Below are 19,676 nucleotides of genomic sequence, written 5' to 3' on the forward strand. Positions count from 1 at the left end.
AAGTATGGATTTGAGAGAGATATTAAGATTTACGAAGCTGATCCTGTACAAGCTAGTGAAGAGTTAGACCAGTTAGCACGGACAGAGAAAGGAAACCTCAAACAAATTCAGTACAATCCTACGTGGAACTATTTCAAGAACTTAGTCAAAGAGGAATTGACAAGTAAAGAGGGAGCCCGCATTTATGCCAAACGCAAGGTGGATGTCGAACCTGTATTTGGTAGGATGAAGGGTGTTTTTGGCGTGCGCAGAGTTCATGTCAGAGGTCAAAAAGTGGTTGAAACTGAGATAGGATTCCTCCTAATGAGTATGAATCTCACGAAATTGGCTAAGAAATTAGTCCAAGATAATAGAGATAAAAAGAAAAACACAGACAGTACGGCTGGATTTCATCAGAAGCAGCTCGAATCTATCTGTGTTTTTTAGTTATTGGCTAGTTTTTGCCCAGCCTCTTTCTTTATTTATTTGATTAAACCAAGATCGTATTTCATTCCCAAAATACGTTTGACGGATTGGTCAATCCTCTCCTCTGTAATGGTTCCAGCCTTCACTTGTTCCACAATATAAGGAATTTGACTAGCATAGCTCGAAGATAAGATCATATCTGTCCCAGCTTGAATAGTCTGCAAGGCACCCGAATTTTGATCAACGAATTGCGATAGACCCAGCATATCAAAGTCATCGGTCATAATGACACCATCAAAACCTAGCTCGGACCGTAATATTTTATTGATCTCAGGTGAAATAGATGATGGAACATCATCAATGGCAGGTACGATATTGTGACTGACCATGATGGAGTCTGCGCCCGCTTCAATTCCAGCCCTAAAGGGAAGAAAATCATTGGCTCGTAATTCTTCTAAACTACGATTGTCATAGACCAGATCTGTATGTGAATCAGCATTGTTCCCATAGCCTGGGAAATGTTTCAAAGTCGAAGCAAATTGCTCTTGTTTCAGGAGCTGGACCTCTTGGCTGATATAAGTGGATGTTGTAGCAGCATCTTGACCAATAGTCCGATCATAAATAAATGACCATGGATCTGTAGATAAGTCCGCAACTGGAAATAAACCGGCATGAATACCTATCCCTTTCAAAAGACTGGTTTTATGCTTAGTGTCTTCTAAAACAGCATCCAGACCCCCTGACTGATACAATTCCAAGGGGGAGGCAAAGGGAGTTTCTAATAACTGACTAACCCGCGTTACCGTCCCACCTTCTTCATCAGAAGCTATTAAAAGTGGTAGCTTGGAATTAGCTTGATAACTTGCAACGTCTTCCTTAACTTGTTCTAAGGTCTTTCCTTCAAAGTCCCGTGAAAATAAGATATAACCACCAAATTGATAGGAAACAAGGTCTTCCAACTGATTTTCAGCAGGTATACGTGCAAAAATCATCTGACCAACTTTTTCTTCTAGGGTCATTTGTTGTAGGTAATCAGAGATTCGTTTCTCTTTGACAGAAACCTCTTGAACAGGCACAAAAGAAGGACTGTTTCTGGACTGTCCTTCACTTTTATTAAATACATAATATGCTAGGGATGCACAGACCACAATCAACAAACATGCCAAAAGCGGTCCAACTACACCTAGACTTTTATTTACTCTAGCTCTACGCACTACTATCCCTTTATTCGATTCATATAGTCTTGATAGGATTCGGTTTCCATCAAGTTCTTAGCGTTTAAAACGCGTTCCTTACTTGGTGGCTTGGTCCCTTCAAGTGGATAAGGTCTACCCAGCTCACGCCACTTAAATTCTCCAAGATTATGGTAAGGCAAGACTTCAAAACGCTCGACATTATTCAAGGTCTTGACAAACTTTCCTAGCTCAATCAGGTCATCATCACGGTCAGTCAATCCAGGGACCAAAACATGACGAATCCAAACTGGCTTACCAATATCCGACAAATAACGAGCGCACTCTAAAATAGTCTTATTGCTATGCCCCGTTACAATACGGTGCTGGTCTGGATTGATTTCCTTAATATCCAAGAGTACCAAATCTGTCACTTCCATCAAGCGATTGTATTTTTCCAGATAACGCTCGGTCGAACGGAAGGTCAGAGCACAGGTGTCCAAGGTTGTGTGGATGCCTTTTTCTTTTGCCAGGGTAAAGAGGGCAATCAAAAAGTCAATCTGAATAGTAGCTTCACCACCAGATACCGTTATTCCACCTTCCTTGCCCCAAAACATACGAAATCTCATCGCTTCATTTAAAACATCTTCAGCCGTTCTCTCAGTCGCTGCTGGATTGACCAAGTCCCAAGTATCTGGGTTATGGCAATACTGGCAACGCATGTGACAGCCTTGCATAAAGACTACAAAACGTACACCCGGTCCATCTACCGAACCAAAACTTTCAGTTGAATGAACCAAGCCTGTGACTTTACGATAATCTATTTCTGTCATAATCTCACCTTTACAAATTATTACATCTAGTATAACACAAAAATGAAAACGCTACTATTATTGCATACCACTGTTTTTGTTCAACTTAATGATATATATTGAATATGACACTCCATCCCCATATAAAATAAAAAGAAATAGATCAGAGAAGACCTGATCTATTCTTCGATAAAAGTTTATCTAGTAAAAAGGAAATAATCTTTCAAACAAAAGGGATGAGAAGCATTGCTAAATATTACTTCTCACTCCTCTCATTTGCGCACTATCTTGCATAGTACGTGTAAACAACTTACCTTCTAGTTTAGTTGTTTTTCTTGCGACGTGACGCAATTGCACCAAATAGAAGACCTAGACCAAGCACGCTTGTAAGTGCTGAAGAATTTTCACCAGTATTTGGAAGAGTAGCTTTAGCTGCAGCTTTTGGTGCTGCTGGTTGAGCTGGAGTTACTGGTGTTGAAACTGGAGAAACTGGAGAACCAGGAACAACTGGAGTTGCTGGAGTTGCTGGTTGCTCTGGAGTTACCGGTTGCTCTGGAGTTACTGGTTGCTCTGGAGTTACTGGTTGCTCTGGAGTTGGTGTTGGTGTTGGAGTAGGAGTTGGTGTTGGAACCGGTGTTGGGGTTGGTGTGCCAACTGGTACATACGGAATGTACGTATCAATACCTGGGTTACCTGGTGTTGGTGGGATGTAACCTTTAGTTGGATCTTCTGGATCAACTGGTTGCAACGGTTCACCAGTACTTGGGTTCTCAGGAACATAACCTGGTACATGTGGTACTACTGGCACACCTGTACCTGGGTTTGTAGGAATTGATGGAATAGTCGCATCTGGATTTGTTGGATCAAACGGATAGTCCGTTGTTGGACGTTCGTTTTCTGGAACACCCGGAATCATTGGAATCCACTTCGCTACTTTTTGGTAGACATAAGTTACAACTGTTTCACCTTCTACAACTGTACCTGTTTCGGTACCGATTGTCTTAGATGGTACCAAGACAAATCTATCGCCGTTTGGTGTTACGATTACTGTTGGTTTGTTGTCTGTTGTATCATATGGTGTACCCACTGGTGATACTGGAGTATCTCGTACATACGATTTAATCGTATTGCCTTCAGTATCCACATACTTAACAACTACCCAACCAGTTTTTTCACTATTCGTTGGCACGTAAGGGATAAGTGTGTCAATACCTGGATTACCTGGTGTTGGCGGAATGTAACCCTTAGTTGGATCTTCTGGATCTACTGGTGTCAACGGTGTGTTGTCCTTAGGATCTGTTGGTGTAAATCCTGGTACATGTGGCACTACTGGTTCGCCTGTTTTAGGGTTTGTAGGGATTGTTGGAATCTCTGCATCCGGATTTGTTGGATCAAATGGATATTCCGTTGTTGGACGTTCGTTTTCTGGAACACCTGGAATCAATGGAATCCATTTCGCTACTTTTTGGTAGACGTAAGTAACTTCTGTAGTTCCTTCTACAACCTTACCTGTTTCGTTACCAACAGTCTTAGATGGAACCAAGACATACTTATCACCATTTGGCGCGATAATTTCAGTTAGTTTGTTATCAGTTGTCGCATAGTCTGTACCTACTGGTGACAACGGCGTGTCTGTTACAGGCGCTTTGATTACATTTCCTTCTGTATCTACGTAGTTTACTACTACATCACCTTGTTTTGCAGGCACGTAAGGGATAAGTGTGTCAATACCTGGATTACCTGGTGTTGGCGGAATGTAACCCTTAGTTGGATCTTCTGGATCAAACGGTTTCAACGGCTCATTTGTCTTAGGATCTGTTGGTGTAAATCCTGGTACGTGTGGGACTACCGGTTGATCTGTTTTTGGGTTTGTAGGGATTGTTGGAATCTCTGCATCCGGATTTGTTGGATCGAATGGGTACTCAGTTGTTGGACGTTCGTTTTCTGGAACACCTGGAATCAATGGAATCCACTTAGCTACTTTTTGGTAAACGTAAGTGATGGATGTTTCACCTTCTACTACTTGACCATTTTCTGAACCAATTGTTTTAGATGGAACAAGAACATACTTGGTACCGTCTTCAGTAACAATTTCAGTTGGTTTGTTATCTGTTGTATCGTAGTCAGTACCTACTGCTGCGTTGTTCGTATCTGTTACAGGAGCCTTGATAACATTACCTTCTGTATCCACATAGTTAACCACTACTGAACCTGTCTTCGCAGCTTCTGACAATGATGCACTTTCAGAAAGTGATGCTGATGTAGATTCAGATGCTGACGCACTTGTTGATTCAGACGCTGAAACTGATGCGCTTGTTGATTCTGATGCTGATACTGATGCGCTTGTTGACTCAGACGCTGATACTGATGCACTTGTTGACTCAGATGCTGATACTGATGCACTTGTTGATTCAGACGCTGATACTGATGCACTTGTTGACTCAGATGCTGATACTGATGCACTTGTTGATTCAGATGCTGATACTGATGCACTTGTTGATTCAGATGCTGATACTGATGCGCTTGTTGACTCAGACGCTGATACTGATGCACTTGTTGATTCAGATGCTGATACTGATGCACTTGTTGACTCAGATGCTGATACTGATGCACTTGTTGATTCAGATGCTGATACTGATGCACTTGTTGACTCAGACGCTGATACTGAAGTTGATTCAGATTGGCTTGCTGATACTGACGCTGATTCAGATGCTGATGCTGAAAGTGATTCAGATTGGCTCGCTGATACTGACGCTGACTCAGACGCTGATACTGAAGTTGATTCAGATTGGCTCGCTGATACTGACGCTGATTCAGATGCTGATGCTGAAAGTGATTCAGATTGGCTCGCTGATACTGATGCTGATTCAGAAGCTGATGCTGAAAGTGATTCAGATTGGCTCGCTGATACTGATGCTGATTCAGATGCTGATGCTGACAATGAGTCAGATTGGCTTGCTGATTCTGATTTACTATTCGATTCTGATTCTGAAATGGCTGTGCTTGCTGATTCTGATACAGATTTACTATTTGACTCTGACTCTGAAATTGCTGTACTTGCAGATTGAGAGTTTGAAATAGATAATGATTCAGATTCATTAACTGTATACCAATAAGTAGTCTCTGTTTTTTCGGCAAGTGTGATTCCTTTCAACGGGATAGTCTGATGGAATCCATAGTATGATGTACCACCTGCAGGTGGAGGTGATTGTTCATTCCATACATCTGTTGGGAGTGATGTCCGATAGAATGTTGTATTTAGTTGTGAGTAGTTTCCATCGCCTGCTAACCATACTGTGAAATATGCCGTTTTTCCAGTACCATCCACAGCATTAACATCTGCATCTTTTAGAATTTCAATCTCAATAACTTGATTAGATTTCAAAGTTAATTCTGAAGGATCTGTAATTACTGTACCAATACCTAGACCATCAGTATATTTCCATCCAACTGGATTTAGTCGTACAGTATAGTTATCAAGAATTGATGATTCAAGTGTGTAGTTAGCATTCACTCCACCTGGTGCCATTTCTGTTGACGTCAACAATTTAATGAAACCATCTGTAGAAAGATCAGTAAAATCTTTCGTTCCAGCATAGGTATCATCAGCAATATATACTGTCTTAATTACTGTTCCGTCCGTTCCAACTGGAGTTAAAGTCGTTTTCAATTGAACTGGGTAGACATTACGAGCACTATCTACATATTCACCACCAGCATATGTATTAACTGTAGTTGTTTCAGTAGTAGTATTCCCTGTATATGTATAACCTGGGAAAGTACGTTCACCAGATGCTGTTGTCGTCAAACCAGGAATAGTTGTAATTGTATAAGTACCAAGTACTGTACCATCTTCAGCTTTGTAGTAAGTCGTATTTGTGATTGGCTTAGGAATTAGTTCACTATGTGTAGCCAAACCACTGGCTTTCATTGTGCTTCCCATGAAAGTAAAGTCCACATCGCCAATTACAGTATCACTTGCTGATTCCGTACGATAGTTAACGATAATAGGAGCAGGCGCGCCTAATTTTGTTCCTGATGTTGATTCAAGACTTGTAAATGTTGTTTCTCCACCAACAGCTAGAGTATGACTTTCAAGAACATTATTTGCATTATCGACCAACTCTACCAAGACAGACTCACTTGCTGTGCCAGGGTTAATCGACATACGGAAGTAACCGCCACTAGTTGATGTGCCCCCAGTATAGCTGCTCAAAATTGGATCATACCATTTAGAAAGTGGAGTATAGCTGAAGGTCAAGTAACCTTTTTCTGATGTTGCTACAAAATTAGTAAACTCAGTTGAAGTGCCTGAAGAAACAGTTGCACCATTGGCATCATCCATCGATGGACTAGCTGCAACCGCATCTACCAATGCACCAGTACCTTTACCAATAATTGTAGAACCTGTTGTCGTCAAAGCAACTGTCAATACACCATCTTCATCACGTTTCAACAATTCCGCAGCCAATGCTTCGTTGGCCGCTTTCACAGCTGTGATTTGTGCTTCTACTTGCTCAAGTGATGCTGTTTTGTCTGCCAAAACAACTTTAGCTGCTGCAATTTCTGTCTTGCTTGCTGCTACTGCTGTTGAAAGGGCTGCATCTTCTTCTTTAGTCAACTCTTTTTGACCAAGGTCAACTAAGAGTTCAGCTTCTGATGTTACTTGCTCAAGTACTTTTGCTGGTGTTGCTGTCTCTTCTGCTGGTGTTTCTACTGCTGCTGATTCTGATGTCGCTACACGAGCTGCTTCTGATGCTGCTTCGCTCAACAAAGTAGATACAGAAGTTGAAGTAGATTCTGAAACAGATGTTGACTCTGAGATAGATACTGATTCAGATGCAGACTCTGAGATAGATACTGATTCTGACGTTGAAAGAGAATCTGATGTTGTATCTGACTCAATAGCTGTTGTTGACTCTGATTGGCTAGCAACTGTTGTGTCTGTACCGCTCAATTCAACAGTTTCTGACAAAGCTGTTGCTGAAACTGTTTTTTCAACGACGGTTGTTTCTTCTGCAAGTACTTGCTCTGCTGATACCTGTACTCCCAAGAGGGCACCTGCTGCAACCAAACCACGAACAACATGGTTAGACTTTGGAGCTACCATTGCGCCATCAACTTTGACTGTTTCTGTAGCAGTACCGCCTGCCACTTTAAACAAGCCTAGACTTGTCATAACCGTGCGCACCCAGTGCTTACCTGACTTGTGCATCTTGACACGGCTACTACGTGAAATTTCAGTAAAGTTCTTGTTTACTTTTTTATTCACCAAATATCTCCTTTTAGTTAATTATTATTTCCTATACTCATCAAAGATAAGAAATCATGCCTTCTAGTTTATCACTTTTTATATGTTTTTGCAATATATTTGCAAAAAAAAAAAAAAGCTTTTTTTGATATGTATAAACCAATAACTGACGGAGCATCAAACAAATTTATTCATTAAAATTTCAATGAAAAATATTATTGAATCTATACAATTACTGATTTAAAATGAATAAAAACATAAAAAACACCTTTAAAATCAATAATTACCACCATTTTTAACAATTATTGTCAGGAAATAATATCTTTATCAGAATACCAATTTATCAATTATTTATATTAAAAAGAATCTTGGCACTTCTAAAAATCATAAAAAATAGCAAAGATACCTATATAAACACAATTTGAACCCCCAGATATATAGTTCTTATTAACCATCTATGAAATAGATATTATTGTTCGCTACTGATTACTCTACGTATTTTGATAAAAAAGAGAGCGGAATATCGGCAATGTCATTAAGTTAACTAGGAAGTGGGCAAGATATCCATGATGCTCCGCCCTCACCCACAGAATAATGAAAACGAACATAAAGCCCTCACTAGGTGTAACATCTTAGTGAGGGCTTTGTGGTTGACGAGTTAATGATGTTAGTCATCGAGGGAAAACCTGATCCACTCTACTGACGAGCACCCCAGTATATGCGATAGGTATGAGTATAAAAAAGCCATCATACGATGACTTTTTTGGTGGGTTCCGAATATCGCACTCTCTAAGTTGATGAATGCAACTTTTATTCTTTATCTACTTCTTCCTCTACAATAGGTGTCATCATCATTTTAAGCTTGGTCACCCGACCATTTTTCACCTTATCATTGATAAAGACTAAGTGATGGTCCTTACTGTCCACTTCAAAGGTCACCTTTTCTTCTTGGCTTGGAATAGTGCCGACTCCGGTCAAATAATAACCTGCAATGGTATCAACATCATCACTTTCTAGCTCTGTATCAAAATGCTCGTTGAAGTCATTGAGGGTCATACTTCCTTGGACAATATAGGTATTCTCTGCAATTTCACGGACAAAAATCTCTGTCTTGTCCGTTTCATCATCGATTTCCCCGACAATTTCTTCCAACAAATCTTCCAAAGTAACCAGCCCAGCAACTCCACCATATTCATCCAACAAGATAGCCATCTGGTTTTGGGTATTGCGTAAGGATTTGAGCAAATCATCCACAAAAATTGTTTCTGGAACAAAGAGTGGTTCCTGCATAATACGACGGATATTGAGATTGTCAAAACCATTGCTAAAGGCTTCAGACAAGATTTTTTTGGTATGAATCAAACCAATGATATTATCCTTATCGCCATCATAAACTGGAATTCGAGAAAAATTCTGTTTGAGAATGGCCGCCATAATGGTTTCCGTATCGTCTTCAATATCGACCATGAAGGCATCCGTACGGGGAACCATGACTTCACGCGCCATCAGTTCATCCAAGGAGAATACACCTTGCAACATCTCGATTTCTTCCGCATCCAAAGTCTGCTCGCTCTTGGTCAAGATATATTCAATCTCATCCCGGGTCATCTGCTCGTCCGCATCGTCAAAGTTCATAGGTGTAATGCGGCTGATGAGATTGGTCGCAGCTGATAAAAGCCAAACGAAAGGACTAACAATCTTTCCAAGGAAAATAATCACTGGCGCCGTAACCACTGCCAGATTTTCCTTCATATTCATGGCAATCCGCTTGGGATATAGTTCACCCAGTACGATGGACACAAAGGTCAACATCGCTAAAGCCAACCAATAACCAGCAGTTTGAGCTGTTGTTGAATTACCCATCCACTTGGCAAAAACAGCACCCAAATCATTGGCCAAGCTGGCACCCGAAAGGATAGAAATAAAGGTAATTCCAACCTGAATAGTAGAAAGGAAATTATTGGGATTTTCTAAAACTTGAAGTAAGCGAATATACTTCTTCTCACCCTCAGTTGCCTTTTGCTCCACCCGTGAACGATTGAGGGAAACAAGGGCCATTTCTGAAGCTGAAAAGAAGGCATTGAGCAAGGTCAACAATAAAAGTAATAATAATTGTAAATGAATGGTCTGACTACCAGGGTCTTCCATGATATTCTCCTATAATAAAATCTATAACATTCCCATTATACCATATTCTTTTCATTTTGGTATAATCGAGGTGACATTCGGCAAAAATATCTGTAAATCTACACTTCTGTGATAAAATAGTCAAAAAGAAAAGCGAGGTCCGTATGATTTTATCCATGAAAGAACTGTCCTACAAAAGACAGGGGAAGTACCTATTAAAAGACATCAACTGGGAATTTAAGGAAGGAGAGCGTTGGGCTATTTTAGGCCTTAACGGTGCTGGAAAATCAACACTGCTGCGCATATTGATGGCAGAGTTTTGGAAGACTTCTGGCGAGTTAACTGTTCTAGGAGTGGAATTTGGTAGGGGTGATATTCCCTGCCTACGCACTAAGATTGGGGTGGTTGGCTCCTTTTTGGCAGAGCGATTTCCAATCGATTTGACAGCGGAACAAATCGTCCTGACTGGAAAATACAAATCCTCCATCCTCTACCGTGAGTATGGACAAGCTGAGCTAGACCAGGCTATTGAAATGCTGAAAACAATCAAGGCTGACCACTTGATTGGCAGGACCTATGCCAGTTTGTCACAAGGCGAACGCCAACTCCTACTGATTGCCCGCAGTTTGATGGAAGAGCCGGCTATTTTGATTTTAGACGAAGCAACTGTCGGTTTGGACCTGCTAGCTCGTGAACGCCTGCTCCACCACATCGACCAGATCTGCCAACTCCCAACGGCCCCTGCCATTATCTACGTCACCCACCATGCAGAAGAGATTAACGACAATTTTACCCATGTCCTCCTGCTCAAAGATGGCATGGTCTTGGCTCAGGGAGCAAAACAAGACATTTTGACACCTGAACTCCTCAGCGATTTTTATGGCAATCAGGTAGAACTGATTGACTTGGGTGAGGGAAGATGGTTCATTAAGCCCATATTATAAAAAATAAATCCAGCCCTAGTTTGAGCTGGATTTTAATCGTTCCACCATCACCAAAAATGGTGGGGTATTGACTTGGTTAAGCGGTTTGTAGAGCATGGCCGTAAAGACAGTCTGGTCTAGCTGGCTGACAAAGTCTAAGACAGCATCCTTCTCAACCGCCCCACCCTCATGTCCATAATAAACCATGATGGCTAGGCGCCCCCCAACAACCAGTCGGTCAAGAACTTTTTCAATAGCTTGAAGGGTGGTTGCTGGCAGGGTGATGACAGACTTATCCGCCGAAGGAAGATAGCCCAGATTGAAAATGGCTGCCTTGCACTCCTCCACATACTGGTCGAGGTTTTCGTGTCCAGTCAAAACCAATTGGGCATTGGTCAAGCCAGCTTTTTCTAGTTTTTCAGCCGTTGTGGTCAGGGCTTGTTCCTGAATATCAAAGGCCACCACTTTTCCTGCTCGCTGGGCTAAAAATAGTGTGTCATGGCCATTTCCCATCGTCGCATCAACCGCTAGGTCCTGGTCGGTTAAAATTTCATCTAAAAAGGCATGAGCCATGTGTAAAGGTCTAAGCATTTTCACTCCTTAAGCTAATAATCTTACATAATATTCGGTCAAGGTGGCTTCGTCCACCTTTTTGCGTTGCTGGAGCCACCAGCTGACCGTCTCCACAAAAGTCGTCACAACAAAATGTACCAGCAAATCCTCTGGAAGATTCCTCTTATCCTGCATGTAATCTTCAACCACTTTTGGAAAAATGTCGTGTTTCAGCTCCGCTTCCAGTTCTCTTAGAAAATAGGCATTGCGGGACAATAAAAGGCTGGCAACGCGGTCTTGATTGGTCCGAAAGTGTTTGAAAATATGGGCCAACAAGGTCTTCACATCCGCATCTTCACGACCTGTAAATAAGTGGTGAAAGAGGTCATGACAAAGTTCTTCTAATAAAGCTTCCTTACTGGCATAGTGGGCATAGAAAGTGGAACGCCCCACATCTGCCAGATCAATAACATCCTGCACGCGCATGTCATCATAACCTTTATCATTTAATAAGGTCAAAAAAGCCTGAAAAATAGCTCTTTTTGTTTTTGCAATTCGTCTATCCATTTTTCGTACATTTCAAACAATTTGTTCAGAAAAAGACAAACCGTTTCTCTTGTTTCTAGTTTTTCGGCTCATTACAGTACATAATAAACCTATAAACAGTATAACACAGAAAGGGAATCTCATGTCATCTTCTAAAAATACATTTATCGCTTTTCTCCTCAATCTCAGCTTTTCTATTATCGAGTTTATCTTTGGCTGGCTCTTTGGTTCTAGCGCCATCTTAGCAGATGCTGTTCATGATTTGGGTGACGCCCTCGCCATCGGAAGCTCTGCCATCATGCAAACCTATGCCAACAAACCTGCTGACAAGTTCTATCCTTTTGGCTACAAGAGATGGAATATTTTGGCCGCTCTCTTGACTTCTAGTATTCTGATTATCGGCTCCAGCTTGATCCTTGTAGAAAACATTCCCAATCTTTTCCATCCCAACCCTGTCAATCAAGATGGGATGTTGGTACTCGGCATTATCGCTGTCATCATCAATTTCCTTGCTTCTCGTATTGTAAAAAATGGCCATAGCCATAATGAATCCATTCTCAGCTTGCACTTTTTAGAGGATATTTTGGGATGGCTGGCGGTCATCCTTGTTTCCATCATTCTTCAATTTACTGATTGGTACTTTCTAGACCCATTACTCTCACTCGGTATTGCTATCTTCATCCTCTCCAAAGCCCTGCCAAAAGCCTGGAATAGTGTCAAGATTCTACTTGAAACAAGTCCGCAAGGAGTAAATCTTGAAGAAGTGAAAGAAATTCTCCTTGCTCTTGAAAATGTTCACGAAATCACTCAACTGAATGTCTGGACCATGGATGGATATGACCATTGTGCGACAGTGACGGTCAAACTAACAAATCCTGCTGTAGCAGACAAGACCAAAGCAAACATACGAAATTCTCTCATTACCTTTGGCATTGTCCAAAGCACCATCGAAATTTTGTAAAAAAATTTTTTAAAAATATCTCATTTTCCTCTCCCATTTGCGAATAAATAGGTATGAAGACAATTATCCTATTTTTCCTGGGAGCTTCTATCGGCTCCTTCTTGGGATTGGTCATCGACCGTTTCCCTGAACAATCCATTATCGCCCCATCTAGTCACTGCAATGCCTGCAAACGACGGCTCAAGGCTTGGGATCTAATTCCTATTCTTTCCCAGCTTTCCACAAAATCTAAGTGCCGTTACTGCAAGGCGAAAATTCCTTATTGGTATCTGGGACTGGAGTTCTTAGCTGGCCTATTGGTCCTGCTCTGCCATTTTCAAATTCTATCTCTTACCCAAACCATTCTCATTTTGGCAGGACTAGTTTTGGCCATTTACGACATCAAACATCAGGAATATCCTTTTGCTGTCTGGCTCGTTTTTACTTTTATAGCTCTGATACTCTCCCAGCTCAACTGGCTCTTCTGTGTTCTTTTGGTCCTGGCCTATCTGACTGAAAAATGGCAACTCAATATTGGTTCTGGCGATTTTCTCTACCTGGCAAGCCTCTCCCTTTTGTTTGGCGTGACCGAAATCCTCTGGATTATCCAGATTAGTTCCATCTTAGGACTGGCTATCTTTTTCATCTTTAAACCTAAATCCCTACCTTATGTACCTTTTCTATTTTTGGTAAGCTTGGTGGTGGGAATGTTTTAACTACAGTCAAATATTGACTTCAATAAGTACAAAAAGAATGAATGGAAGCTATTCACACCTAGCTATTGACCTTCATTCTTTTTTGTATTTCCCTATCAAACACCTATAAAAACAAGTCTTTCTCAATCTCCGAATATTATTTTGTAATCGCTTGCGATGATAAGGATAATAATATAGAATAGGGTTGTATGTAGCTCCCTTTCATCCCGACAAAACAAGAAATCTGAGCTATCTTGTTAAAAGGGTGGGGTTGAATCAAAAATAAAAAACAAGGAGGTTCTTATGGAAATAAGAAAATGGCTTACAAGGTTTATTGTCTCTAGTCTTGCTATCATTTCAATCCTATTTCCCACTGCTATACGTGCAAATAGCTCAGATGTGCGAACAGCTATCCAAGTGGTAAATGAGTCCGAACTACAAGTCAGTGTAGAAAACATTTCTTCTACAGACATCCACAATGTCAAACTTGACTTGAGCGTTCCTAGCTATCAAATCAAGGACAGTATCCCAAGTAAGGACACGCTTGCTCCAGGTGAGGTCTATCAATTCAATGTGAAAATAGCACCAAGCGCTGCTAGCAGGCGAACGAGTAATGTTCTCCCTAAAACAGGAGAATTGGTAACTGCCTATGTCGTGCTAGGCCTGTTCTTGTTATTCTTAGCTCTGCTCTTGCTAAAAACCAAGTCAGGCAAGAAGCATACAATCTGGTTGCTTTTATTGTTTGGCTCGGGCATCTTGACATGGAGCGGCAGTCTCATCTATGCTAGACAATTCCAAAATGAGTTTACTCATCACATTCATCTAGCAGGGAAGGACAGAGAGGCTAAACTGGTCGTACAGTATGAAAAGGCTGGCCGAAACAATACGGTTACCTCTACTAGCCAAACAAGCGCAAGCAGCTCTGTAGAAGCAACGCAAGCTAGCTCTAGCAGCTCGACTGAAACGCAACCTAGCTCTAGTAGCGTGACTGAAACGCAACCTAGCTCTAGTAGCGTGACTGAAACACAACCTAGCTCTAGCAGCGTGACTGAAACACAACCTAGCTCTAGCAGCTCGACTGAAACTCAGACTAGCCCTAGCAGCTCTACTGAAACACAACCTAGCTCTAGCAGCATGACTGAAACACAAACAAGCACAAGTAGTACAGAAACAAGTGCTAGTTCCCAAACCGAGGAAACGAGTCCTTCTAGCAGTCAAGCTCCGCAACCTAAAGTGACCGTTTCAGGCTATGCTTACAATGTCCAAAAACAAGCCCTCGGACTAAAAGAAATTGTCATCTATCAAGGCACCGAAGAAATTGATAGGGTCACAACCGAGGAAGAAGATGGCTACTTCTACCTCCACCTAGTAGAGGGAAGAAACTACCAGCTCAAGGCAGATGGCTTTGATGTCAGCATCACACCCAAAGCTGACAACCATCACGTCATTGAAAACAAGGTCGGAGAATTTTCTCTAGGAAAACACATCCTTGATGAAAGAACGACAGTAGCCTTCCAACCAGATGTGGTCTATATTGAAGATTTTATAGACTATTCGATCAGCAATGGCAATCAAGTACACATCCAGAAAGACTACAATCTAGAGGTCGGAGATAAAATCGTCCTTCCTCCAAATGCAAGTAATCTTTCCGGTGCAGCCTTCAGGGTTGTCTCCGTCAATAATGGTGAGGGCTCCACTACGATCACAGTAGAGCAGATTACCGATCTGTCAGAAGTCCTGACCGAGTTCAACTATACGGATAACATTGAAAACGAAGCTATTGACTTCGAGCCGAGCCAAGCCTTCCAATTAGATGCGTCGGATAGCACTGAACGTTCATTCGAAAAATCTTTTGAGAAGAGCGGAACTGTTGACCTAGGAGATGGACTTTCTGTCAAAGTAAATCTCGCATTCAAAATTCGTCCAGAAATTAATATTAATTTCCTGTTTCCTTTATCTTCAAAAATTCTACTAGGCTCTGAAACAACCGCGACAGTTAGTGGTACCCTAAGTAAGAATAACAAGACCAAAGTCAAATATCCTGCTACCACTAATTCATCGGTTCCATCAAAAACTATTCATAAAAATATCCGTCTGGGTAAAATCAGCTATACCACTCATATTGGTGCCGTTATCACGGGTGAAGTCTATCTCTACAGCGAAATCAGTACCTCTGGAACCGTCACTGTCTCTGTCGGACTGGTTCATAATGGTCTCATCGGCTACGATAACAAAAACTTCCGATTTGAAAACCAAATCAAACCGATTGTAAGAATTGACGAAGTATCAGCCAATTTAGAAGCTACTGCTGGTATCGAATTGACCCCAGGGCTAGCCTTCCTAGGTTTTGATATCCTACAAGTCCGTAACAAACTTGGCTATGAAATAGGCCTAGACTTGCAATGGAAACAAGACCTGGTTGCCAATCAGGCTTCCCTACTAGCCAAAGGCAAGGGCAATCCCTACTACCAAGCGATTCTTGAACTCCCATGGCTGAAACCCATCAATGAAGATTGGGGCAAGAAAGATTTTGGTCGGATAGCACTTCCACCTGAAAATAGTTTCGAGCTTCGTTTGGAAACCCAGGATCTTCCAGCAAGTGAAGAGAGTAAACCAAGCAAGTCCGAATCCACCAGCTCTACGGAAACCAAGCCAACCGAAACCCCAAGTAACCCTGTCTCAACCGAGACTACAGAGGCTCCCCCTGCAAACCCAGAATCCCCAGCAGAAGCCAATCCCGAATCAGACTTTGAGTGGGAGGAAATCGAGAATGGCGTCCGTATCACCAAATACATGGGCGAGAACAAACTTGTCATCATCCCAGCCAGTCTGGGAGGGAAACCGGTGATTAAGATTGGCTCTAGTGCCTTGAGAGCAAGAGGCATCCGTAGTGTCCAGTTTCCAGCTAGCCTACAAACCATAGACAGTAGTGCTTTTCAAGTTAATAATCTGACCCAGCTCACCCTCCCTCCATCCCTGATTGAGATTGGAGCGGAGGCATTTGGGTACAATCCCTTGACCAACCTAGTCATCCCAGATTCTGTCACCCACATCGGTCATAGCGCTTTTGCATCCAATCAACTCCAGACCCTCCAGCTGGGTAATTCTGTAACAGAAATTGACGGAGACGCCTTCGCTGGCAACCTCCTCAAGGAACTGGTACTACCTGATTCCCTCCAAACCTTAGGGGATGGGGCCTTCAGAAGCAACAGGCTCCACAGCCTCCAGCTGCCTAACTACCTCAAGACAATTCCAAACCACGCTTTTCAAGACAATCAGTTGACTAGCCTCTATCTACCAGATGCTGTGACATCTATAGAGCAGTATGCCTTTGCATTTAACAAGCTAAGCAAGGTTCGTTTTTCAAACAACCTCATTTCAATCGACCCAGGTGGCTTTGAATACAATCAACTGACCCATATCAGTCTTCCCCAGTCTGTCAAAGATATATCTTCCATTGCTTTTAAAAGAAATCCTCTGGTAGAAGTCCAGCTACCAGAATACTTGAGAGAGAGGATCTCTGATGGTTCCTATTTCAACTCAAATAATCCTCCTCAACTAGTCTTTGTCCCTTAAGGACTGGAAGAAGAGCAGAGTAGTTCCTAAATGGAGCTACTCTTTTTTCTAAGTTTTTCTTTCCAAGCATCACTATCACTCTCTAAATCGAGCCTAGCTCGATTTTTTTGGTATAATAGAAAGAATAAAGGAGAAAGCTATGACAGTTTTTACAGATGACAGTTTAAGCCTGCATACCGATCTTTACCAGATCAATATGATGCAGGTCTATTTTAAGCAAAAGATCCACAACAAACATGCCGTGTTTGAAGTCTATTTCCGTTCTCAGCCCTTTAAAAATGGCTATGCCGTCTTTGCTGGTTTGGAGCGTGTGGTGGACTACCTCAATAATCTCAGCTTTAGCCAGACAGATATTAACTATCTGACTGAATTAGGCTATCCCAAGGATTTCCTGGATTATTTGGCAAATCTAGAAATGAACTTGACCGTTCGTTCTGCCAAGGAAGGTGACCTAGTCTATGCCAACGAGCCTATCATGCAGATTGAAGGACCACTTGCCCAGTGCCAGTTGATTGAAACAGCCATTCTCAATATTATCAACTACCAAACCCTGATTGCTACCAAGGCCCGTCGTATCAAGGCAGTAATTGAAGACGAACCTCTAATGGAATTCGGTACCCGTCGTGCCCAAGAAATGGATGCTGCCATTTGGGGCACCCGCGCAGCCTTTATCGGTGGTGCTTCTGCCACTTCCAATGTTCGAGCAGGAAAAATCTTCGGCATTCCTGTTGCTGGTACCCATGCCCATGCCCTTGTCCAAACCTACGGAGATGATTACAAGGCGTTCAAGGCCTATGCGGAAACCCACCGTGATTGTGTCTTCCTTGTGGATACCTATGATACCCTACGAATCGGTGTTCCTGCAGCCATCAAGGTGGCCAAGGAAATGGGCGATAAAATCAACTTTAAGGGCGTACGGATCGACTCTGGCGACATGGCCTATATTTCCAAAAAGGTCCGTCAACAGTTGGATGAGGCAGGCTTTACAGAAGCCAAAATCTACGCATCCAACGACTTGGATGAAAATACCATCCTCAACCTCAAAATGCAAAAGGCAAAAATTGATGTCTGGGGAGTGGGCACTAAGCTGATTACAGCCTATGATCAACCGGCCTTAGGCGCTGTCTACAAGATTGTATCCATCGAAGATGAAGACGGAAGCATGCGAGATACCATCAAACTGTCTTCCAACGTTGAAAAAGTATCTACACCAGGAAAAAAACAAGTCTGGCGCATCACCTCCAAAGAAAAGGGCAAGTCAGAAGGCGACTATATTACCTTTGCGAATACGGATGTCAGCCAAATGGACAGCATCTATATGTTCCATCCGACCTATACCTACATCAACAAGACCGTTGAAAACTTCGACGCCCGTCCTCTCCTAATCCCAATTTTTGAAGAGGGCAAGCAAGTCTATGAATTACCAAGTCTAGCGGAAATTCAAACCTATGCCAACCAAGAATTTGACAAGCTCTGGGACGAATACAAACGTGTCCTCAACCCTCAACTCTATCCAGTTGACCTGGCCCAAGATGTCTGGGATAACAAGATGAACATCATCAATCGCATTCGCAAACAAAGCCAAGCCAAATCCATCTAAGAAAGGTAGCCAATGACCCTACAAGAAACCATTATCAAGGAACTAGGTGTCAAGCCAAGTATTGACCCAAATGAAGAAATCCGTCGCTCTATCGACTTTCTCAAAGACTATCTGAAAAAACATCCCTTTTTGAAAACCTATGTCTTGGGCATTTCTGGTGGACAAGATTCGACTTTGGCTGGTCGTTTGGCTCAGTTGACCATGGAAGAAATGCGGGCGGAAACAGGTGACGACTCCTACCAATTTATCGCTATCCGCCTACCTTACGGTGTGCAGGCTGACGAGTCTGATGCCCAGGCAGCCCTTGCCTTTATCCAACCCGATGTCAGCCTAACCATCAACATCAAGGAATCTACAGATGCTATGGCAGCGGCTGTCAATGCAAACGGGCTGTCTATGTCTGATTTTAATAAGGGAAATGCTAAAGCCCGCATGCGCATGATTGCCCAGTATGCAGTTGCCGGCGAACGCAAAGGAGCTGTGATTGGAACCGACCATGCCGCCGAGAATATTACCGGCTTCTTCACCAAGCACGGCGACGGCGGTGCAGATATCCTGCCCCTCTTCCGCCTTAACAAGCGTCAAGGTAAACAACTTCTAGCAGCCTTGGGAGCAGATGAAAAACTCTACCTCAAAGTCCCTACCGCTGACTTGGAAGAGGACAAACCAGGCCTAGCGGATGAAGTCGCTCTTGGTGTTACCTATAACCAAATTGACGACTATCTAGAAGGCAAAATCATCGACCCTCAAGCCCAAACCATTATCGAAGGATGGTGGAAGAAAACAGCCCACAAACGCCACCTGCCAATCACGATTTTTGATGACTTTTGGAAATAATACTCTTCGAAAATCAAAATCAGACGTTGTTGACTTGATTTGATGAACTTCAGTTCTATCTGCATCTTCATCGCCTAGTCTGATTTTGATTTTCATTGAGTATAAAAATAAACCCCTGACGATATGCTGAACTGCTCCCTGTCAAGTGGACAATGAAATAATAAAAGATTAGGCGACGGCCTTGTTCCTCATTTCAAGAGGGGCAAGGCCGTTGTTGCGTTCTTGAAATCGTTGATGATT

Annotated in this window: 12 protein-coding genes and 1 pseudogene; 7 read left to right on the forward strand and 6 right to left on the reverse strand. The window is 42.3% G+C overall.

Features of this window, described 5'->3' with window-relative positions; translation table 11 throughout:
* Positions 1–353, forward strand: a pseudogene (locus C1G57_RS01025) (transposase); the annotation flags it as partial.
* A 108-nt stretch (positions 354–461) separates the two neighbouring features.
* On the opposite strand, the gene C1G57_RS01030 reads toward C1G57_RS01025, so the two are convergent.
* From C1G57_RS01030 to C1G57_RS01045, 4 genes are all read right to left on the reverse strand, one after another.
* The gene (locus tag C1G57_RS01030) at positions 462–1,481 is read right to left on the reverse strand and encodes a glycoside hydrolase family 3 protein (protein ID WP_238595274.1); all 1,020 of its coding nucleotides are present in this window, start codon (positions 1,479–1,481) and stop codon (positions 462–464) included.
* Between the two features lie 140 nt (positions 1,482–1,621).
* The gene (gene pflA, locus C1G57_RS01035; RefSeq protein WP_105113370.1) at positions 1,622–2,413 is read right to left on the reverse strand and encodes a pyruvate formate-lyase-activating protein; all 792 of its coding nucleotides are present in this window, start codon (positions 2,411–2,413) and stop codon (positions 1,622–1,624) included.
* A gap of 298 nt (positions 2,414–2,711) precedes the next feature.
* Positions 2,712–7,661: a MucBP domain-containing protein gene (locus tag C1G57_RS11555; RefSeq protein ID WP_105113371.1), complete on the reverse strand. Its 4,950-nt coding sequence runs from the start codon at positions 7,659–7,661 to the stop codon at positions 2,712–2,714.
* A gap of 789 nt (positions 7,662–8,450) precedes the next feature.
* Positions 8,451–9,788 carry a hemolysin family protein gene (locus C1G57_RS01045; protein WP_105113372.1) on the reverse strand — a complete coding sequence of 446 codons (1,338 nt, stop codon included), beginning with the start codon at positions 9,786–9,788 and terminating at the stop codon, positions 8,451–8,453.
* A 143-nt stretch (positions 9,789–9,931) separates the two neighbouring features.
* On the opposite strand from C1G57_RS01045, the gene C1G57_RS01050 reads away from it, so the two are divergent.
* Positions 9,932–10,711 (forward strand): ABC transporter ATP-binding protein, encoded by a 780-nt coding sequence (locus C1G57_RS01050; protein ID WP_105113373.1) that lies wholly within the window; start codon positions 9,932–9,934, stop codon positions 10,709–10,711.
* A 15-nt stretch (positions 10,712–10,726) separates the two neighbouring features.
* On the opposite strand, the gene C1G57_RS01055 is transcribed toward C1G57_RS01050, so the two are convergent.
* Together C1G57_RS01055 and C1G57_RS01060 are read right to left on the reverse strand one after the other, a co-directional pair.
* Entirely contained in the window at positions 10,727–11,281 is a 555-nt protein-coding gene (locus C1G57_RS01055; protein ID WP_105113374.1) for a tRNA (mnm(5)s(2)U34)-methyltransferase, read from the reverse strand.
* A gap of 9 nt (positions 11,282–11,290) precedes the next feature.
* Positions 11,291–11,809 carry a TetR/AcrR family transcriptional regulator gene (locus tag C1G57_RS01060; protein WP_105113375.1) on the reverse strand — a complete coding sequence of 173 codons (519 nt, stop codon included), beginning with the start codon at positions 11,807–11,809 and terminating at the stop codon, positions 11,291–11,293.
* A gap of 121 nt (positions 11,810–11,930) precedes the next feature.
* On the opposite strand from C1G57_RS01060, the gene C1G57_RS01065 reads away from it, so the two are divergent.
* The 5 genes from C1G57_RS01065 to nadE all read left to right on the forward strand — a co-directional run bounded on the left by C1G57_RS01065 (position 11,931) and on the right by nadE (position 19,436).
* Positions 11,931–12,749, forward strand: coding sequence for a cation diffusion facilitator family transporter (locus C1G57_RS01065; protein ID WP_105113376.1), 819 nt, complete (start codon positions 11,931–11,933; stop codon positions 12,747–12,749).
* Between the two features lie 53 nt (positions 12,750–12,802).
* Positions 12,803–13,444 (forward strand): prepilin peptidase, encoded by a 642-nt coding sequence (locus tag C1G57_RS01070; protein ID WP_105113377.1) that lies wholly within the window; start codon positions 12,803–12,805, stop codon positions 13,442–13,444.
* A gap of 282 nt (positions 13,445–13,726) precedes the next feature.
* Entirely contained in the window at positions 13,727–16,999 is a 3,273-nt protein-coding gene (locus C1G57_RS01075) for a leucine-rich repeat domain-containing protein (RefSeq protein ID WP_105113378.1), read from the forward strand.
* 139 nt (positions 17,000–17,138) lie between these two features.
* Positions 17,139–18,599, forward strand: coding sequence for a nicotinate phosphoribosyltransferase (locus tag C1G57_RS01080; RefSeq protein WP_105113379.1), 1,461 nt, complete (start codon positions 17,139–17,141; stop codon positions 18,597–18,599).
* Positions 18,600–18,611: 12 nt separating this feature from the next.
* Positions 18,612–19,436, forward strand: a complete 825-nt coding sequence (gene nadE / locus C1G57_RS01085; RefSeq protein ID WP_105113380.1) for an ammonia-dependent NAD(+) synthetase — start codon at positions 18,612–18,614, stop codon at positions 19,434–19,436.
* Positions 19,437–19,676 lie beyond the last annotated feature (240 nt).

The sequence above is a fragment of the Streptococcus suis genome, assembly GCF_002960425.1.
GTDB classification, from domain to species: domain Bacteria; phylum Bacillota; class Bacilli; order Lactobacillales; family Streptococcaceae; genus Streptococcus; species Streptococcus suis_S.